The sequence below is a fragment of the Leifsonia sp. Soil_N53 genome, assembly GCF_057655165.1.
The window spans coordinates 79,260-98,130 of the sequence record NZ_JBDGMM010000064.1 but is presented as its reverse complement, the minus strand read 5'-3'; the positions used below and the strand labels follow the sequence as shown (position 1 = coordinate 98,130).

At 71.0% G+C, this 18,871-nt stretch carries 17 protein-coding genes and 1 tRNA gene; 14 read left to right on the top strand and 4 right to left on the bottom strand.

Features of this window, described 5'->3' with window-relative positions; all coding sequences use genetic code 11:
- The 3 genes from AC3A3H_RS14020 to aceE all read right to left on the bottom strand — a co-directional run bounded on the left by AC3A3H_RS14020 (position 1) and on the right by aceE (position 4,972).
- Positions 1-921 carry an ACP S-malonyltransferase gene (locus tag AC3A3H_RS14020; RefSeq protein ID WP_487615160.1) on the bottom strand — a complete coding sequence of 307 codons (921 nt, stop codon included), beginning with the start codon at positions 919-921 and terminating at the stop codon, positions 1-3.
- A gap of 105 nt (positions 922-1,026) precedes the next feature.
- Positions 1,027-2,235 (bottom strand): PucR family transcriptional regulator, encoded by a 1,209-nt coding sequence (locus tag AC3A3H_RS14015; RefSeq protein WP_487615159.1) that lies wholly within the window; start codon positions 2,233-2,235, stop codon positions 1,027-1,029.
- Positions 2,236-2,245: 10 nt separating this feature from the next.
- A complete protein-coding gene (aceE, locus tag AC3A3H_RS14010; protein WP_487615158.1) occupies positions 2,246-4,972 on the bottom strand; it encodes a pyruvate dehydrogenase (acetyl-transferring), homodimeric type in 2,727 nt (908 codons plus the stop codon).
- Positions 4,973-5,198: 226 nt separating this feature from the next.
- Here aceE and AC3A3H_RS14005 point away from each other — a divergent pair, with 226 nt between their 5' ends.
- From AC3A3H_RS14005 to AC3A3H_RS13970, 8 genes are all read left to right on the top strand, one after another.
- Positions 5,199-5,669, top strand: a complete 471-nt coding sequence (locus AC3A3H_RS14005) for a peroxiredoxin (RefSeq protein ID WP_487615157.1) — start codon at positions 5,199-5,201, stop codon at positions 5,667-5,669.
- Positions 5,670-5,704: 35 nt separating this feature from the next.
- Positions 5,705-5,777, top strand: a tRNA-Val gene (locus tag AC3A3H_RS14000).
- Positions 5,778-5,862: 85 nt separating this feature from the next.
- On the top strand, positions 5,863-7,284 hold the full coding sequence (locus AC3A3H_RS13995; RefSeq protein WP_487615156.1) for a hypothetical protein: 1,422 nt from the start codon (positions 5,863-5,865) through the stop codon (positions 7,282-7,284).
- A 10-nt stretch (positions 7,285-7,294) separates the two neighbouring features.
- Positions 7,295-8,047, top strand: a complete 753-nt coding sequence (locus AC3A3H_RS13990) for a phosphatidylethanolamine N-methyltransferase family domain-containing protein (protein WP_487615155.1) — start codon at positions 7,295-7,297, stop codon at positions 8,045-8,047.
- 60 nt (positions 8,048-8,107) lie between these two features.
- On the top strand, positions 8,108-9,175 hold the full coding sequence (locus AC3A3H_RS13985; protein WP_487615154.1) for a hypothetical protein: 1,068 nt from the start codon (positions 8,108-8,110) through the stop codon (positions 9,173-9,175).
- Positions 9,176-9,288: 113 nt separating this feature from the next.
- Positions 9,289-9,711 (top strand): VOC family protein, encoded by a 423-nt coding sequence (locus AC3A3H_RS13980; protein ID WP_487615466.1) that lies wholly within the window; start codon positions 9,289-9,291, stop codon positions 9,709-9,711.
- Positions 9,712-9,730: 19 nt separating this feature from the next.
- The gene (locus AC3A3H_RS13975) at positions 9,731-10,258 is read left to right on the top strand and encodes a universal stress protein (protein ID WP_487615153.1); all 528 of its coding nucleotides are present in this window, start codon (positions 9,731-9,733) and stop codon (positions 10,256-10,258) included.
- A gap of 116 nt (positions 10,259-10,374) precedes the next feature.
- A complete protein-coding gene (locus AC3A3H_RS13970; protein ID WP_487615152.1) occupies positions 10,375-11,220 on the top strand; it encodes a class II glutamine amidotransferase in 846 nt (281 codons plus the stop codon).
- Positions 11,221-11,273: 53 nt separating this feature from the next.
- Here AC3A3H_RS13970 and AC3A3H_RS13965 read toward each other — a convergent pair whose 3' ends face one another.
- Entirely contained in the window at positions 11,274-15,983 is a 4,710-nt protein-coding gene (locus tag AC3A3H_RS13965; protein WP_487615151.1) for a beta strand repeat-containing protein, read from the bottom strand.
- A gap of 176 nt (positions 15,984-16,159) precedes the next feature.
- Between AC3A3H_RS13965 and AC3A3H_RS13960 the strand changes: the two genes are divergently transcribed.
- The 6 genes from AC3A3H_RS13960 (at position 16,160) to AC3A3H_RS13935 (ending at position 18,867) form a co-directional block, all read left to right on the top strand.
- The gene (locus AC3A3H_RS13960; protein ID WP_487615150.1) at positions 16,160-16,501 is read left to right on the top strand and encodes an ArsR/SmtB family transcription factor; all 342 of its coding nucleotides are present in this window, start codon (positions 16,160-16,162) and stop codon (positions 16,499-16,501) included.
- Between the two features lie 3 nt (positions 16,502-16,504).
- The gene (locus AC3A3H_RS13955; protein WP_487615149.1) at positions 16,505-17,011 is read left to right on the top strand and encodes an SRPBCC family protein; all 507 of its coding nucleotides are present in this window, start codon (positions 16,505-16,507) and stop codon (positions 17,009-17,011) included.
- Positions 17,011-17,634: a dihydrofolate reductase family protein gene (locus AC3A3H_RS13950; RefSeq protein WP_487615148.1), complete on the top strand. Its 624-nt coding sequence runs from the start codon at positions 17,011-17,013 to the stop codon at positions 17,632-17,634. The genes AC3A3H_RS13955 and AC3A3H_RS13950 overlap by 1 nt, the downstream gene beginning before the upstream one ends.
- Entirely contained in the window at positions 17,631-18,032 is a 402-nt protein-coding gene (locus AC3A3H_RS13945) for a DUF1801 domain-containing protein (RefSeq protein ID WP_487615147.1), read from the top strand. The genes AC3A3H_RS13950 and AC3A3H_RS13945 overlap by 4 nt, the downstream gene beginning before the upstream one ends.
- A 164-nt stretch (positions 18,033-18,196) precedes the next feature.
- Positions 18,197-18,607 (top strand): DUF6325 family protein, encoded by a 411-nt coding sequence (locus AC3A3H_RS13940; RefSeq protein ID WP_487615146.1) that lies wholly within the window; start codon positions 18,197-18,199, stop codon positions 18,605-18,607.
- The gene (locus AC3A3H_RS13935) at positions 18,607-18,867 is read left to right on the top strand and encodes an SHOCT domain-containing protein (protein WP_487615145.1); all 261 of its coding nucleotides are present in this window, start codon (positions 18,607-18,609) and stop codon (positions 18,865-18,867) included. Before AC3A3H_RS13940 ends, AC3A3H_RS13935 begins: the two co-directional genes overlap by 1 nt.
- Positions 18,868-18,871 lie beyond the last annotated feature (4 nt).

The window sequence follows — 18,871 nt, the reverse complement described above, 5'->3', positions numbered from 1 at the left end:
CTAGGCGGCCTGGTCGATGAGCTCGAATGCGGCGGGCAGGTCGTCGGGGGTCTTCACCGCGACGGCGGGCACGCCCTTCAGCCCGCGCTTGGCCAGGCCGACGAGGGCGCCGGCCGGGGCGACCTCGATGATGCCGGAGACACCGGCCTCCTGGAACGCCGCCATGTCGAGGTCCCAGCGCACGGGCGAGGAGACCTGGCCGACGAGCAGGCGCAGGAACTCGGCGCCGTCGGTGACCTCGGAGCCGTCCTTGTTGGTCCAGAGCCGAAGCGTCGGGTCGTTCGTGGTGAGGGTGGCGGCGAACTCCTCCAGCGCCGGCACCGCGGAGGCCATGTAGCGGGTGTGGAACGCGCCGGCCACCTGCAGCGGGATGACCCGGGCGCGGGCGGGCGGCTCCTCGGCCAGCTTCGCGAGCGCGTCGAGGTCGCCCGCGACGACGATCTGGCCGCCGCCGTTGTAGTTGGCGGGGGAGAGGCCGAGCGTGTCGAGCTTCGCCAGCAGTTCGTCCTCGTCGGCGCCGATCACGGCGCTCATGCCCGTGCGCTCCTCCGCAGCGGCGCGGGCCATCGCGGCGCCGCGCTCCCGGACGAACGCGACGGCGTCGGTCTCGGACAGCACGCCGGCTCCCGCCGCGGCCGTCAGCTCGCCCACCGAGTGACCGGCGATGCCGCCGATCTTCTCGCGGCGGCCGTCGGCGAGGAGCGCCGACAGCGTCAGCAGTCCCGCCGAGACGATCAGCGGCTGGGCCACCGCGGTGTCGCGGATGGTGTCCGCGTCGCTCACCGTGCCGTGCGCGACGAGGTCGATGCCGACGGCGTCGGAGATGCGGGTGAGCTGGTCACGGAACGACGGTTCGGTGAGCCACGGGTCGAGGAAGCCGGGGGTCTGGGAACCCTGTCCCGGGCACGCGATGACGATCACGGATTCAAGTCTGCCAATCTTCCGCCGAGCGGATGTGTCGGATGTATACGAACTATTCGCGGAGGCTTTGTGAATGTCTACAGTCGATGCCGACCGCGCCTCGGCTCAGTGCCGACGTGGCGGCTCGGGCTCGTTGATCGACCCCACGATGAGCGCGGCCTGCAGGATGAGGGCCTCCCTGGCGCCGGTGGCGTCCCAGCCGATGACCTCCGAGACGCGCTTGAGCCGGTAGCGCACGGTGTTCGGGTGCACGAACAGCTCGCGGGCCGTCGCCTCCAGCGAGCGGCCGTTGTCGAGGTAGCACCACAGGGTGGTCAGCAGCTCGGTCGAGTACGCCTGGAGCGGCCGGTAGATGCGGCTGATCAGCGTCGCGCGGGCGAGCCCGTCGCCCGCGAGCGCCCGCTCCGGGAGCAGGTCGTCCGCGTGCACCGGCCGCGGGCAGTTGCGCCAGGCCTTCGCGACGGCGAAGCCGGCGAGGGCGGCCTTGGCGCTCTTCGAGGCGTCCACCAGGCTCGGCACCTCGTGACCGAGCACGAGATGTCCCGCGCCGAAACCCGGTTCGAGCTGCTGCGCGATGTCCAGGAAGCTGACCGAAGGAGCTGCGCCGATGGCCTCCTCCGTGGATCCGTCGTTCGGCTCCGCGCGGCCGATGACGAGCACGAGCCTGCTGCCCTGCACGCCGATCAGCACGTCCGCCGACATGTGCCGTGCGGTGCGCCGGAGCTGATCGACGTCGAGCATCTTGGGGGCGGTGCCCACCAGGACGCTCACTTCGCCGTGGCCGTGCCAGCCGAGCGCGGCGATCCGGCTCGGCAGCTCGTCGTCGTACTCGCCGGTGAGGATGCTGTCGACCACCAGGGCCTCCAGGCGCGCGTCCCAGAGGCCGCGCGCTTCGGCTGCTCGCGCGTACACGTCGGCCGCGGCGAACGCGATCTCGCGCGAGTACAGGAGGATGGCCTCCTTCAGCGACTCGTTGCCGCCGCTCTTCACCCGCTCCTCGACCACCTCGACCGTGATCTTGATGAGCTGCAGGGTCTGCTGCAGGCTGACGCTCCGGAGCAGCTCGCGCGGAGCCGCCCCGAAGACGTCGGCCGCGATCCACGGCGTCGACCGCGGGTCGTCGAACCACGAGATGAAGGACGAGATGCCCGCCTGGGCGACCAGCCCGACCGCGCTGCGGCGGCCGGGGGGCATGTCCCGGTACCAGGGGAGCGTGTCCTCCAGCCGCTTCAGCGTGGTCGTGGCGAGTTCGCCCGAGATCTTGCGCAACCACGCAAGGGTCTCGGACTTGGTCCGCTCCGGTGTCGTCGGCACGGTCCGCGGTCTAGGACTCGCCGCCCGCGCTGCCGGTGGTCCCGGCGTTCACGTCGTGCAGCAGGTACTTCTCGATCGCCCAGGCCGGAGCGTTCGGGTCCACCTTGCCCTGGGCCGCGAGCAGCTCGAGCGTGCGGACCACGATCGAGGGGCCGTCGATCTTGAAGAACCGGCGCGCGGCGGCGCGGGTGTCGGAGAAGCCGAAGTCGTCGGCGCCCAGCGTGGCGTACTCGCCGGGGACGAACTGACGGATCTGGTCCGGAACCGCGTGCATGTAGTCGGTCGCGGCGACGAACGGGCCCTCGGCGCCCTGCAGCTTGCGGGTGACGTACGGCACCTGCTTGTCCTGCTGCGGGTAGAGGAAGTTGTGCTCCTCCGCGGCCAGGCCGTCGCGGCGCAGCTCGCCCCACGAGGTGACGCTCCACACGTCGGCGGAGACGCCCCAGTCCTGCGCGAGCAGGTGCTGGGCCTCCAGCGCCCACGGCACGGAGACGCCGGACGCCAGGAGCTGCGCCTTCGGGCCGCCCTCGCCGCCGTCGCGGAGCTTGTGGATGCCGCGGACGATGCCGTCGACGTCCACGCCCTCCGGCTCGGCCGGCTGCACGATCGGCTCGTTGTAGACCGTCAGGTAGTACATGACGTTCGGGTTCGGGTGCGACTCGCCGTACATCCGCTCCAGGCCGGCGCGGACGATGTGGCCGATCTCGTAGCCGTAGGCCGGGTCGTATGCGAGGACCGCAGGGTTCGTCGACGCGAGCAGCAGCGAGTGGCCGTCGGCGTGCTGCAGGCCCTCGCCGGTCAGCGTGGTGCGGCCGGCGGTGGCGCCGATCATGAAGCCGCGTGCCATCTGGTCGCCGGCGGCCCACATGGCGTCGCCGGTGCGCTGGAAGCCGAACATCGAGTAGAAGACGTAGACCGGGATGAGCGGCTCGCCCTGCGTCGAGTACGACGTGCCCACGTTGGTGAACGCCGCCAGGGCGCCCGCCTCGTTGATGCCGACGTGGATGATCTGGCCCTGCGGGCTCTCCTTGTAGGCCAGGAGCAGCTCGCGGTCGACCGAGGTGTAGTGCTGGCCGTTCGGGTTGTAGATCTTCGCGTTCGGGAAGAACGCGTCCATGCCGAAGGTGCGCGCCTCGTCGGGGATGATCGGGACGATGCGGTGGCCGAAGTCCTTGGCCCGCAGCAGGTCCTTCAGCAGCCGGACGAACGCCATGGTGGTGGCGATCTCCTGCGTGCCGGAGCCCTTCTTGGCGATCGCGTATGCCGAGTCGTCGGGGAGGGTGAGCTGCGTGTACTTCACACGACGCTCCGGGACGTAGCCGCCGAGCGCGCGACGGCGCTCGTGCAGGTACTGGATCGCCTCGTCGTCCGGACCCGGGTTGTAGTACGGCGGCAGGTACGGGTTCTCCTCGAGCTGCGCGTCCGTGACCGGGATGCGCATCGCGTCGCGGAACGTCTTGAGGTTGTCCAGCGTCATCTTCTTCATCTGGTGGGTCGCGTTGCGGCCCTCGAAGGACGGACCCAGGCCGTAGCCCTTGATCGTCTTCGCGATGATGACGGTGGGCTGGCCCTTGTGCTCGACGGCCGCCTTGAAGGCCGCGTAGACCTTGCGGTAGTCGTGGCCGCCGCGCTTGAGGTTCCAGACCTCGTCGTCGGTGTAGTCCTTGACCAGTTCGAGCGTCCGCGGGTCGCGGCCGAAGAAGTTCTCGCGCACGTAGGCGCCGTTCTCGGTCTTGTAGGTCTGGTAGTCGCCGTCCGGCGTCTGGTTCATCAGGTTGACCAGTGCACCGTCGGCGTCCTTGGCGAGGAGGTCGTCCCACTCGCGGCCCCAGATCACCTTGATGACGTTCCAGCCTGCGCCGCGGAAGTAGCTCTCCAGCTCCTGGATGATCTTGCCGTTGCCGCGCACCGGGCCGTCGAGGCGCTGCAGGTTCGCGTTGATGACGAAGGTCAGGTTGTCGAGCTTCTCGTTCGCGGCGACCTGGAGCTGGCCGCGCGACTCCACCTCGTCCATCTCGCCGTCGCCGAGGAACGCCCAGACGTGCTGGTCGGAGGCGTCCTTGATGCCGCGGTTGGTGAGGTACTGGTTGAGCTGCGCCTGGTAGATCGCGTTGATCGGGCCGAGGCCCATCGACACGGTCGGGAACTGCCAGAACTCAGGCATGAGCCGCGGGTGCGGGTACGACGACAGGCCGCCGCCCGCGTGCGACTTCTCCTGGCGGAAGCCGTCGAGCTGGTCGGCGCTCAGCCGGCCCTCGAGGAACGCGCGGGCGTAGGTGCCGGGGGAGGCGTGGCCCTGCACGAAGATCTGGTCGCCGCCGCCCGGGTGGTCCTGGCCGCGGAAGAAGTGGTTGAAGCCGACCTCGTAGAGCGCGGCGCTCGACGCGTAGGTCGAGATGTGGCCGCCGACAGCGATGCCGGGGCGCTGCGCGCGGTGCACGAGGATGGCCGCGTTCCAGCGGATCCACGCCCGGTAACGGCGCTCGATCTCCTCGTCGCCGGGGAAGTCCGGCTCGTTCTCGGGGGAGATGGTGTTGATGTAGTCGGTGGTCGGCACCATCGGCACGCCGAGGTGCAGTTCCTTCGAGCGCTTCAGCAGGCTGAGCATGATCTCGCGAGCGCGCTCATGGCCGTGTGCCGCAACCAGTGCGTCGAGGGACTCGCGCCATTCGGCGGTCTCCTCGGGGTCCGAATCGATGTTATTCACCGAGTACGGGTCCTGGTCGTTTACAGTCACCCTCGACCTCTTTCTTGTGTCGGATGGATCGTGGAAGGCGCGCATCCGCTTGTCGGGTCACGACAAATCTGCGGGCACCATCGTTCAGCCTAGCCGCAACTCGAGACCACCGGTGACCGGCGGAGGGACGCCCGCGGGTTGGCGCTCCGCGCGGCCGGGTCTATGCTGTGTCCTCGTGCGCCGGCCGGGTGGAATCGACCCAGGGGCGCTGAAAGGACACCGCACCATGGCTCTGGAGAACGACACCCAGGCTCCCGACTTCGAACTGCTCGACCAGCACGGCCGCTCGGTCCGGCTGAGCGACTTCCGGGGCTCCAAATCGGTCGCGCTCGTCTTCGTCCCGCTCGCGTTCTCCGGCACCTGCACCGGCGAGCTGTGCGCGCTCCGCGACAACCTGGCGATGTTCCAGGACCACCGGGTGGAGCTGCTGGCGATCTCGGTCGACTCCAAGTACACGTTGCGCGCGTGGGCCGAGCAGGAGGGCTACGACTTCAGCCTGCTGGCCGACTTCTGGCCGCACGGCGAGACCGCCAAGGAGTACGGCGTCTTCCTGCCGGAGAAGGGCATCGCGAACCGCGCCACCTTCCTGATCGACGAGAGCGGGATCATCCGCGCGTCCTTCATCACGGCGCCGGGGGAGGCCCGCTCGATCGAGGCGTACCGGGCCGCTCTGGAGCTGCTCCCCGCCCACGTGTGAGCGGGTGCGCTTCCCGCTAGGCTGGGAGGCGTCCAGGGCCTTTAGCTCAGCTGGTAGAGCGCCACGTTTACACCGTGGATGTCGTCGGTTCGATCCCGGCAGGGCCCACCGTGAGGCACCCTGTCATCGGTTCGATGCCGTGTCGCGAGGTAGGGCCCACCCCTAGCCTCCATCGCAGCAGCAGACCTAATCTGTGCCCCGGAGTCGCGCGCGCGGCTCGGAGGGGGTGCGGCTCATGGACGCCGAGGGCGACGATCTGCAGCAGTTCGCGGTCTACCCGGAGGACGACTCGATCGAGGAGAGTCCGGAGACCGAGGGGACCAACGCGTCGCGGTTCGCGATCGCGGGCGCCCTCAGCGCGACGACTCTGCGCGGTGCGCCCCTCGACGTGATCGAGCCCGACATGCTGGGGAGGTTCGGATTCCGGGACGAACTGCGGGACGCCGTCGAGCGCCTGCGGGTCGCCGACAACGTCCTCTACGGGGAGGGCGAGTTCCTCCAGGGGACCGTGCGGGACGGGTGGCAGCCGCGTGAGGTCCGCCACGAGGCCTGGCGGCGGCTGAACGAAGGCAGCGCGTGGCATCGGCTCACGCTGCTGGCGGCCGGGCTGTGCAGTGCGCTGGAACGCGAGAGCGTCGCGGCCGCCGTCGCCGTGCTCAACGCCCTTCCGGCCTCGCTCACGCTGGACATCCTCGGGATCGACGCCGACGACCTCCTGTATCCGTTCTCCCTGGCGCTGTCCGATCCGGCTGTCGAGCCTGTCGCCTGGCGTGGGGAGGCGTGGGCGGGGGCGTCCGCGGAGCAGCTCAGCGCATCCGCCGACGGCGACACGCGGGCCATGATCCGACGGCTCCTGCTGCTCGCGCTGGAACGCATCCGCTCGGCCCTGCGGTCATCGGACGACGTGGTCCGCGAGCTGGCGAGCGCGGCGTGGCTTCGCGCGATCGCCCTGGACGATCGCGTCGACCAGGCCGAGGGAGACTCGGAGCCCGAAGCGGCCGATGCGGGGACGGGTGGCGGCGTACCGCCCGCAGGCGCCCCCGCGGGTGCAGCGACTGGAGCGCCGCCCGCGGCGCCCGCAGGGCTCAGCACGCTCATCCACGGCACCTGGGCCTGGCCGGCGGACTGGTGGTACCCCGGCGGCGACTTCCACACCCATGTGCTGGGCGGCCTCCGTCCCGGGCTGTACGACGCCGGCATGCCGTTCTCCTGGTCGGGCGACCTCAGCGGGCGGCATCGCGCGATCGCGGCGCGACGCCTCCAGGACTGGCTCGCGACCGCGACCGGTGGCACCGGCGTCGGGACCGTGTTCGCGCACAGCTACGGCGGCGAGGTGGCGGTCCGGGCCGTGAATAACGGCTGCCCCATCCCGCAGCTCGTGCTGCTGAGCGCGCCGGTCCACGCGCATCACCGGCGGGCGCTGCCGCACATCCCCGACGTGGTGGACATCCGGCTGCAGTTCGACCTGGTCCTGACCGGCGCACTCGCGAAGCAGCGGCTCCGCGGCCCGCGCGTGCGGAACCGGATCATCTCGAAGGCCTTCTGGCAGCACGGCGTGACGCATGCTCCGGCGCTGTGGCGCGCCCAGGGGCTCGACGCGTTCGTCGGCCCGTAGACTCCCGCACATGCCGCCCGGCCCGTATCGCTGGTTCGTCGTCGCGGAGCTCGTGCTCGCAGCCGTGACCTTCGTGGCGCTCCTCTTCGTCGTCGCGCCCTACGGCGGGCGGCACGGGCGGCCGGGCTGGGGACCGACGGTCCCGGCCCGGGTCGGCTGGATGGTGATGGAGGCGCCCGCGAGCCTCGCGTTCCTCGGCTTCTACCTGCTCGGCGCCCACCGCGCCGAGCTCGTGCCGGTGCTCTTCCTGCTGCTCTGGCAGGCGCACTACGTGCAGCGCGCGTTCGTGTACCCGCTGCTCATGCGCTCGGGCTCCCGGATGCCGGTGCTGGTGATGCTGCTGGCCATCCTGTTCAACCTCCTCAACGCCTGGGTCAACGCGCGCTGGATCTCCGAGTACGGCGACTATCCGGTGTCGTGGCTGGCCGACCCGCGGTTCTGGATCGGCGTCGCCCTGTTCGCGTGCGGGTACGCGCTCAACGTCGGTTCCGACCGCATCCTGCGCCGCCTGCGACGCGGTGGCGACGGCTACCGCATCCCGTACGGCGGCGGCTTCCGCGTCGTCTCCAGCCCCAACTACCTCGGCGAGATCGTCGAGTGGACCGGCTGGGCGGTGGCGACCTGGTCCGTCGCGGGGCTGGCCTTCGCGCTCTACACGGTGGCCAATCTCGCGCCGCGCGCCGTCGCCAACCACCGCTGGTACCGGGAGACCTTCCCCGACTACCCGCCCGACCGTCGCGCGCTGCTGCCGTACCTGCTGTGACGTAAGCAGCAGCGCTGTCGGAGGCCCGGCATACCGTTGCCGTGTGAAAGGCAGGGTGACGTGACCGAGAGCGTCGCACAGTGGTGGGCACGCAGGCAGTGGTCCAAGGGGCTGGCCGTGCCGTACGACGTCGGCACCTACCGGGCCGACTGGCAGCGCTATCCGACCGTCGTGCGCCAGTTCCACCCGGAGCTCAACGCCGGGATCGTGCTCAGCCAGATCCCGCCCGCCGCCGACGTCTACGTGCTGTGGGAGTGCGACGCCGGTCACCGGTTCATCGCGACCCCGGAGGAGCAGCGCTCCCGCCCGGGCGGCACCCGCCGGCGTTCGGCGTGGTGCCCCTGGTGCAGCGAGGAGGCGGTCCCGCGCCGCGTCCGCACGCCGGAGCCCGACGCCGGGCTGCACGTCTGCGGCCACGCCCGCGACCTCCGCCGCATCGAGAACGACCCCGACGACGACCGCTGCTACCTCTGCCGGCGGCTCGACCGCACCACGATGACCCGGGAGGAGCTGATCGCCCTGGCGGCGCCCGGGTCCCGCGTCGCGCTGTCGCACGAGAACGGCACCGCCGCGCGGTACTCGTGGCAGTGCGCCGACGGCCATCCCGCGTACACTGCGACCGTCGAACGCATCCTGGGCGGCCGCCGCTGCCCGGTCTGCCGGAACGCCCGGCGCGGAGCGGACCGCGTGCCGGTCGGGGAGGCCTTCCTCAGCGAGCTCGCGCCGCGCCCGGCGTCCGCCGCCGAGCCCGAGCTGAAGCGCCGTCTCGCCGCCCGGCTCGCCGTGGACCTGAGCCTCAACGCCGTCCGCGTCGCGCGGCCCTTCTACAACCAGCTCGAGGTGTGGCCGGACATCGTCGTCCCCGAGCTGCGCGTCGCCGTCGAGTACGACACGATCGGCCGGCACGGGCTGGAGCACGTCGGCCCGCGGGAGGCCTCGGACCGACGCAAGGACCGCCTCCTGCGCGCGGTCGGCTGGGAGGTCGTCCGCGTGCGGTGCGCGCCGCTGTCGCCGCTCGGGCCCTATGACGTCGTGGCGTCCGGAGTGACGGACGCGGTCGTCGAGCGCATCCTCACGGCGCTGGGTGAGGTCCGGGGTGAGTTGTTCGTCGCGGCCTATCGCGTCTGACCTGCTCACTCGGTCGACTCACTTGCTCGCCTGGCCCTCCCGCTCGCGCGGCCCACTGACTACCCTGAGCGATGAGCCGCGCACCGGGCGCGTGCACCAAGGAGACCATCACGATGCCGTCGATCCTGAACCCCTACCTCAACTTCCGCGCGCAGGCCCGCGACGCGATGGACTTCTACCAGTCCGTGTTCGGCGGCACCCTGCAGCAGAGCACGTTCTCCGAGTTCGGGATGAGCCAGGACCCGGCGGACGCCGACCTCATCATGCACTCTCAGCTCACCACCGACGCGGGCTTCACGCTGATGGCGGCCGACGTGCCCGCGCACATGGACTTCTCGGAGGGCTCGCAGATCTCGGTGTCGCTGAGCGGCGACGACGAGGCGCAGCTCTCCGGCTACTACGACAAGCTGGCCGAGGGCGGCACCGTGATCGAGCCGCTGTCCAAGGCGCCGTGGGGCGACAGCTTCGGGATGCTGGTCGACCGGTTCGGCATCCAGTGGCTGGTGAACATCGCGGGCTCCACCCCGTCGGCCTGATCCGGCGGGAGCGGGTCCGATGACCGAGCAGCCGGGCGCCGGCCCGGTGATCGTCGGCGTGCACCCCGAGCAGGCCGCCGCGGTGGTCCGTGAGGCGGCCCGGCTCGCGAGCGCGCTCGGCCGCGACCTGGTCTGCGCCTACGTCACGGAGGACAGCTACCTCACCGAGTGGGACCGCGCGGAGGTGCGCGACGCGGCGTCGCTCCACCCCGGAGACGTGGAGGCCGACGACGAACGCGTCGCGCTGGAGCTGGCGGCGGCGATCGGAGCGGCGCTCGACGCCGGTGACGAGTCGTCCGGCGCGGCGGCCCCGTCGTGGACCCTGCGCATCCTCGCCGGCGACGCGTCGAAGGCGCTCGGCAGGGTCGCCATCGAACTGGACGCGCGCCTCCTCGTCGTCGGCACCCGCGGAAAGGGAGTCGAGCACGCCCTCGAGCAGTGGCTCGGCGGAGCCGTCTCCGCGCACCTCGCGCACGACCAGAGGCGGCCGGTCGTCGTCGTCCCGCTGCACGGCGAGCCGGGTGACGTGCTGGCCCCGCCGGGCTGACCAGGAGCGCGGGCACGGCGAGCCTGAGAGTCGGGCCGTCGCCCATTCCCGGGGGAGGGGCAGGGGCGTTATGGTGCCCCCGGATCGAGCCGGTCGATCCGGGAGGGGAAGACGACATGTGCCGTTGGCTCGCGTACTCGGGGGAGGCGCTCAAACCCGCCGAACTGATCCTGGACGCGCAACACTCGCTGGTCGCGCAATCGCTGAACTCGCCGCTCGGCGCCGAGACGGTGAACGGGGACGGCTTCGGCTTCGGCTGGTACCCGGAGGGGTCCAAGGCGGGCAGCAAGCCCTCCGTGTTCCACTCCACCGAGCCCGCGTGGAACGACGAGAACCTGCGCGAGCTGACCAACTCCATCGCCAGCCCGCTGTTCTTCGGGCACGTGCGCGCGGCTGCCGGGCCGCCCATTCAGCAGACGAACTGCCACCCGTTCCGGTACGAGAACTGGCTGTTCATGCACAACGGGTTCCTCGGCGGCTTCTCCGAGATGAAGCGCGACCTGACCTTCGCCGTGGACGAGTCGCTCTACCCGCTGATCCACGGCACCACCGACTCCGAGGTGATGTTCTATCTGGCGTTGACGCTCGGTCTGCAGGACGACCCGATCGCCGCGATGACCAAGACCGTCCAGCGCATCGAGGAGGTCGGGGAGTCGAAGGGCGTGCAGTTCCCGATGCAGGGCACCATCGCGATCTCCGACGGCGCGACCCTGTGGGCGTTCCGGCACTCCACCTCGGGGCGCAGCAGGAGCCTGTACCACTCGGTCGCGATCCCGGAGCTGCGGGAGATGTACCCGGACGCCGCGCGCCTGGAGATCTTCGGCGACAAGGCGAAGGTCGTGGTGTCGGAACCGCTCAACGACATCCCCGGCGCGTTCGTGGAGGTGGCGGAGTCCACCGTCGCGATCCTCACCGACGACGGCTACCGCCACGAGCCGTTCATGGCGCGCGCCGACGACTGACCACGACGAAGGCGGGGACGACCCGAGTCGTCCCCGCCTTCGTCATGCCCGGGTCAGGCGTGCCGTCGCTTCAGCAGCCGGAACCCGAGAGCGCCTCCGCCGAGGGCCAAGAGGATCGCGCCGAACCAGACGAGCGTGTCCACGTCCAGTCCCGTCGAGGCGAGACCGCCCAACGCGGCTCGAGCCGTCGACGGAGGCGAGGACACCCGTCCCGAGCCGGCCGCGCCGTCCGCGACCGCCGTGTTGGTCACGGTGCCGGCCCGCCGGTCGGCGTCGGTCAGCGTGTACGTCGCCGTGCAGACGATCGACGCGCCCGGAGCCAGCGAGGCCGCCTCGTCCGGGCAGTCGATGCCCGGGAAGCCGCCGGTGCCCGTGAAGTCGCCCTCCGCGATGGACACGCCCGTGACCGTCACGTTCCCGGTGTTGGTCACCGTGAAGCGGTAGTCGATCGTCGAGGCGTTCACGGTGGCGCTCTTCACCAGGCCGAGCGCGGGCGCGCTGTCGTGCGGCAGCGTGACCGTGGACGGCTCACTCGCCACAGGCTCGCCGCCCGCGGGCGGGATGCCGCTCGCCGTGGCCGTGTTGCTGATGCCTCCAGCGTCGGCGTCCGCCTGCGTGACGGTGTATGTCGCCGTGCAGATCAGCTGCTCGGTCGGCGCCAGTGAGGTCGGCGCACCCGAGCAGTCCGGCACCGGAGCGGGCCCGCTGCCGGTGAAGCCGGAGTCGGTCACCTGGATGTCCTCCAGCGTCACGTTGCCGGTGTTGGTCACCACGAAGCTGTACGTGATCACCGCGCCCGTCGTGAACGACGCGGCGTCGCTCGGCGTCCCCGACTTGACGATCGTCAGCGCCGGCTGGGCCGGTGCGGCGAAGGTGCCGTCAGCCGGACCGAACGTCATCGGCACACCGGGCGCCGACGGGATCGTGCCCTGTACGGTCGCCGTGTTGTCGACGGAGCCCGCATCCACGTCCGCCTGGGTCGCCAGGTAGGTCGCCGTGCACGTCGCGGTGTCACGCGGCGCGAGGACCATCGGCGCTGCCGGGCACTGGACGGCCGGCGCGGCGCCGGTTCCGGTGAAGGTCCCTTCGATCACCTCGACCTCGGACATGGTCACGTTGCCGGTGTTCGTCACCACGAAGCTGTAGGTGACGGTTTGACCGGCGCGTGTGATCGTGGCCGGGTCGGCGGTCTTGGCGATGGTCAGGTCCGGCGACGCGGTGGCGCTGAAGGTCGTCGACGACGGCTCGGAGTCCACCTCCGCGCCTCCGCCGATCGGCGTGGCGCTCGCGGTCGCCGTGTTGGTCACGGTTCCCGCGTCGACGTCGGCCTGGGTGGGCGTGTACGCCGCCGTGCAGGTGACGGTCGCGCCCGGCGCGAGGGAGGCCGCGCCGGCCGGGCAGCTCGGCGCCGGCGTCGTGCCGGTGCCGGTGAAGGCGCCCTCAGCCACCGAGATGTCCGTCAGCGTCACGTTGCCGGTGTTCGTCACCAGGTAGGAGTACGTGACCGGTTGTCCCGCCGCGGTGATCGCGGTGGGGTCGACCGTCTTCGCCATCGTCAGCGCCGGCGCCGGGTCGGCGGTGATGTCGACCTCGGACGGGGGAGCGGTGAGGGTGGCTCCGCCCAGCGTCTGGAGGGTCGCCACGGCCCGGTTGGTGATCCCACCCGTGTCGATGTCGGCCTGGGTGATGACGTAGTCGGCGGTGCAGGTCACCGACTCGCCGGGCGCCAGGGAGGTTACCCCCGCAGGGCAGACCGGGTCCAGCGCGGCGAACCCGCTGAACTGGGACTCCACGACCTGGGGGCTGTGAAGCGTCACGTTGCCGGTGTTGGTCACCACGAACTCGTAGGTGACCGTCTGGCCCGCTGCCGTCACGCTCCGGATGGAGGCGGTCTTCTGCAGCGTCAGCGCCGGGTCGGGCGCGATCGGCACCACGGTCTGCGAGTCGGGCGACGTGACGGCGGCGCCGCTCCCCGTCGTTCCCGTCGCAGTGGCGGTGTTGTCGATGCCGCCGGCGTTCGCGTCGGCGAGGGTGACGGTGTAGGTGGCCGTGCACGTCACGGTCGCGCCCGGCGCGAGGGAGGCCGCACCCGCCGGGCAGCTCGGCGACGGCGCGGCGCCGGTGCCGGAGAACGTGCCTTCGGCGATCCCGATACCGTTCACCGTCGTGTCGCCGGTGTTGGTCACCGCGAACGAGTATGTGATCGTGTCCCCTGCGGCGTTCGCGTGCAGCGGGCTCGCCGTCTTCACCAACGTGAGCGCCGGGTTCTCGGCGACCGCGACGGTCACCGTCGACGGCGCGCTCGTGACTGGGCCGCCCGCCGACGCCGGCGGGGTGCCGGTCGCGCTGGCGGTGTTGACGAGCTGGGACTGGTCGGCGTCCGTCTGAGTCAGCGTGTAGCTCGCGGTGCAGACCAGCCGGGCGCCGGGGAGCATCGTGGCCGCCTCCGTGGGGCAGGTGACGACGGGCGTCCCTCCGCTGCCCGAGAACGCCGTCTCGTCGACCGTGACGTCCTTCAGGGTCACGTTCCCGCTGTTCGTGACGGCGAACTGGTAGCTCACGACGTCGCCCTGCGCCGCGACTGTCGCGGGCGTCGCGGTCTTCTCGACGGTGATCGCCGGCGCCGGGTTACCCGGGGCGCTGATCGTGGCCGGCGCCGAGTTCACGGCCGGGCCGCTCGGCGGCGTGCCGTGCGACGTCGCCGTGTTCGTCACGTCGCCCTGGTCGATGTCGGCCTGCGTCAGCGTGTAGTCCGCCGTGCAGGTCACCTGGCCGCCCGGCGGGATCGGAGCGCTGGCCGGGCACACCGGGTTCACTGCGCCTCCGGTGCCGGTGAAGCCCTGTTCGGTGATGCCGACGTCCGTCAGCGTCACGTTGCCGGTGTTGGTGGCGACGAAGGAGTAGGTCAGGACCTGCCCCACGACGAACGACGCCGCGTCGTCCGGCGACGTCGACTTCTCGAGCGTGATCGCGGGCGCAGCGACGGAGGTAAGGGTCGCAGAGGAGGCGGGGGAGTCGACGGTGCCGCTCTCCGGGTCGGTCGCCCTCGCGTGGGCGGTGTTCGTCACCGAGCCGCTGTCCACGTCCGCCTGGGTCAGCGTGTAGGTCGCGGTGCAGACCGTCGAGACGCCGGGGGCGAGCGACGTCACCGGGCAGACCGGCGCCGGGCCGGTCCCGCCGCCGGAGAAGGAGCTCTCCACGATCGCGAGGGCGTGCACATCCACGTTGCCGGCGTTCGTGACGCCGTAGTGGTAGGTCACCGTGGTCCCGGCGGTCGCCGCGGTCGAAGGGGTGACCGTCTTGCTGAGCGTCAGCGCGGCGTTCGCGGCTTCGAGCGTCGTGGTGGTCGCGGAGGTGTTGGAGCGGATCACGGTCGTACCGCCGAGCAGGTTCCCCTGCGCCGACGCGGTGTTCGTGAAGTCGCCGGAGCTGACGTCCGCGGCCGTGATCGTGTACAGCGAGTTCGCCGTGCAGCGCGTGAAGGCTCCGGGGGCGAGGGTGGTCGTCGGGCAGCTCACCGCTCCGACGGCGGGGTCGTTGACGACGAGACCGTCGACAGCGACCTGCCCGGTGTTCGTCACCGTGAAGGAGTAGGGGATCGTGTCGCCGGCGTCACGGACTCCGTTGCCGTTCACGTCGTTCACGGGTCCGGCTTCCTTCTGGAGGAGGAGGTTCCCGGAGAGCGCCGTGTTGGTGATGGTGCAGTTCACCAGGTCTCCGATCGCGAGCATGACGCCGGCCGAGGGACCGGCGGCACCCGACGGCAGCCCGGGATCGGCCGAGCCGTTCCTGGTGCACGACCAGGACTGCGCGTACGCGCCGATCGGCGTCGTGCCGGTCGCGGTCTCCGCGAGCATGAACGGGGAGGTGGTCGTGGCGCCGATGGTCTCGACTTCGCCCGTGGTGGCGGTGGTCGCCGTACCGGTGTCGGCGCCGGCGAGCTGGATGCCGCCGGGGGCGGTTACGCTGAGCCCGAACGAGTCGGACGGGGTCACCCGGCTGGCGACGTTCTTGGACAGGACGACCTTCGATAGCAGTATGCCGAACGCGACGCCCTGTCGCCGGTTCGTGCTCAAGTTCATCGTGACACCGGTCGGCGCGTCGGCGGCCAGCATCGCCGTGCCGCTCCTCCATACGCTCTCGCCGCTGGAGCACGTGACCGTGTTCGTGCCGACTCCCGTGAAGCCCGCTTCGCACGCGTTGCCCAGCGGCGCGATCTGACGCAGCGGCCGATCGGCCGTGAACGACAGCGACTCGCCCTGGTCCGTCGACTCGGCGTCCGCCATGACGATCGAGAAGGCGTTAACGGGGTTCCCGTCGCCATCTGTGACCGCGATACCGGCCATCAGCACGGACGAGTACCCTCCCGTGGCGCCCGCCTGGTACAGCGCGGGCATGCCCGCCACGCCCCGGTACCCGCCGTCGTTGCGGCCGAGATAGGCGGCCGTGTAGGTCGGGAAAGCGGCGGGGACCACCGCGCGCGCAGTCGAGAAGGCCGTGTATTCGAGCGTGTAGCCGCCGGGCAGTGCGACCTTCATCTGCTGGCCGCCGGCACTGGAGGCCGCCGCCTGGTCGTAGCCGCTCTGGTCGAGCCAGCACAGCGTGCGCGCGTACGTCCCCGTGCCGGCGTCCGCGTACGAGCACTGCTGGTCGGTCGGCGCCGCCGTCGCGACCTGCGAGAACACGATGACGCCGGCGACGGCCATCAGCACGCTCACGAGCGCGGCAAGCGCTTTCGAGCGCCTGCGTGTGAAGAACTTCATCGATGCCTCCCCGTCGGTGAAATGACCGTCGAAAGGTACCGGCGTCATGCGGCGGATTCAGCCTTGCGCCGCCGTCTCTCCGCGGCGCCGAGCACGTCCTTCCATTCAGTGGAAAGGTGATTTAACGGCGATCTTCACCCTTTCGACGTACACCCATATGGGTATATGATCGGCCCATGGCACGCGCAGCGACGACCTCGGACGTCTTCAATGCGATCGCGGAGCCGCGTCGCCGGGACATCCTGATGCTGCTCCGAGCGGGGGAACGGCCGGTGCACGAGGTCGCCGAGGCGCTCGGCATGCCGCAGCCCGGGGCCTCCAAGCACCTGCGGGTGCTGCGGGAGGTCGGGCTCGTGCAGGACCGCCGGGCCGGCAAGCAGCGGGTCTACGGGCTCGACGCACGCGGGCTGGCGACGGTTCACGAGTGGACGGGCGGCTTCGAACGGTTCTGGAGTGAGAGCTTCGACCGGCTGGACGCGTACGTGCAGGAACTGAAGGCCGAGAGGGCGGCGGAGTAGCGGATGGGGCCGAAGGATCCGGAAGCGGTGGGGGAGTCGTCGACGGCCGATCGCGAGATCGTCGTCGGGCGCGTGATCGAGGCTCCACCCGACCTGGTGTTCGAGGCGTTCACGGAGGTCAGGCATCTGTCCCGGTGGTGGGGCCCGGAGGGGTTCAGCACGACCACCCGCTCCTTCGAGTTCCGTGTCGGCGGCGAGTGGGTCTTCACGATGCGCGGACCCGACGGCACGGTGCACCCGGAGTGGATCACGTGGACGGCCATCGTCCCGCCCGAGCGCATCGAGCTGCTCCACGGGGAGCGCCGCGACGACCCGGACGCCTTCGCCTCCGTGCTGACGTTCACGCCGGAGGGCGCGGCCACCCGCATCGAGTTGCGCACGGTGTTCCCGACGACGGAACTGCGCGATCAGGCGCTCATGCGGTCGCACGCCGCCGAAGGCGGCAGGCAGACGCTGGCCAAGCTGGCCGGCTACGTCGAGACCACGATGACGAATGAGAAGGAGGACTGATGGCTGGGAAGGTGTTCTTCAGCGTCTCGATGTCGCTGGACGGGTTCATGGCGCCGGACTCCCCGGAGGAGCTGATGGGCCGGCAGTGGATGGAGCTGCAGCACTGGGTCTTCCCGACCCGGTTCTTCCGGCAGAACCTGGGGCTCGGGCCCGGCGGTGAGGAGGGCTTGGACAACGACGTCGCCCGCCGTACGTTCGAGCGCACCGGCGCGAGCGTGATGGGCAAACGGATGTTCGAGGCAGGCGAGCACGCCTGGCCGGAGGACGCGCCGTTCCACACCCCGGTCTTCGTCGTGACGCACGAGCGTCGCGAGCCGTGGGAGCGACGGGGCGGCACCACATTCCACTTCGTGGACGACATCCAGGTCGCCCTCGACCGGGCGCGCGACGCGGCGGGGGAGCGGGACGTCCGCATCGCCGGCGGAGGCGCCACGATCGTCGAGTACCTGAACGCCGGCCTCGTGGACGAGTTCTCGGTCGCGCTGTCCCCGGTGCTGTTCGGTCGCGGCATCCGGCTGTTCGAGAGCGTCGACGCGTCCCGGATCGCGCTGGAACAGACCGGGTCGGAGGCCTCGGCGCGCGCCACGCATCTCACCTACGCGGTCCGCGGGCGGTCCTCATGACCGGGCGGGCGAGTCCCGCCAAGACGGCGGTCGGCGACAAGCCGGTGTTCGCATACATCGCGAGCCTGCCGCAGCCGCAGCGCGCCATCGCGGAGGCGGTCGACGCCCTGGCCGCTCGGACGCTGCCCGGCCTGACGCGCTCGGTGAAGTGGGGCATGTCGTACTACGGCGTCGGCGACGGCTGGTGCTTCAGCTGCGGAGCCTTCGACGAACTCGTCAAGCTCATGTTCGTGAACGGCGACACGCTCGACCCCGTGCCCCCGGTGACACCGGTGGCGATGGGGAAGTCCACCCGCGGAGTGGAGCTCTCGACCCTGGCCGAGCTCGATGAAAAGCAGGTCGCGGACTGGATGCGGCAGATCACCTCCCGGCCCGGTGTCGGCCATGGGAGAAGGTGAGTCCCGGCGAGGAGGAGCCGCGCAGCAGGATGGCCGGCATGGTGAAAGTTGTGGCCTCCGACGCTAAGGGTGGCACTGTGCGGTGACCGGGGGAGGAGGAACGGCGCCGACCCACCTCTAGGGTGGGCGATCATCCTGCTCCTCACCGAAAGGAACGCCGGAACATGGCCAGTGACGCCTTCACCGGACCCGTCGACTATGTCGTCTTCGCCTTCCCGTCCGACGCACCGCCGGCCGCGGGCCTCGCGGCGCTCCGAAACCGGGTCGGCGAGGGGGCGATCGACCTGCTCGACCTCGAGGTCGTCCGCGTCGGCGACGACGGGACGCCGACCAGAGCCGCGCTGGACCTGGCCGAGTTCGCGGGCGCGTACTCGGGCATCCTCGACCAGGAGGACGTCGAGCGGATCGCCGAGGCAGTGGAGCCGGGCGGCTTCGCGCTCGCACTCGTGTACGAGGACCGCTCCCTGGCATCCGTCGCGGAGGCGTGGACCGCCGCGGGCGGGACCGAGCTTTTCGCCGGGGGAGTCGACATCATCGACCTCGCGGAGGCCGTCGAGGCGGAGGTGACGCGCTGATGAGCCTGCTCCGCACAGCAGCCCGGGCCTCCGTCGCCACGCGCGTGATCGGGAGCACCCATCGGCGTCAGCAGCAGCAGTGGGCCGCGCAGGACGCGGCTCCGGCCGCCGAACCCGCCTCGGCGCCCGGGGGAGCGGCGCCCGGGGGAGCGGCGCCGTCGGTGCTCGACCAGCTCACGCAACTCGGCGACCTGCGGGCGGCGGGCGTGCTCACCGATGCCGAGTTCGAGGCTCAGAAACAGCGCATCCTGGGCGGTTAGCCCG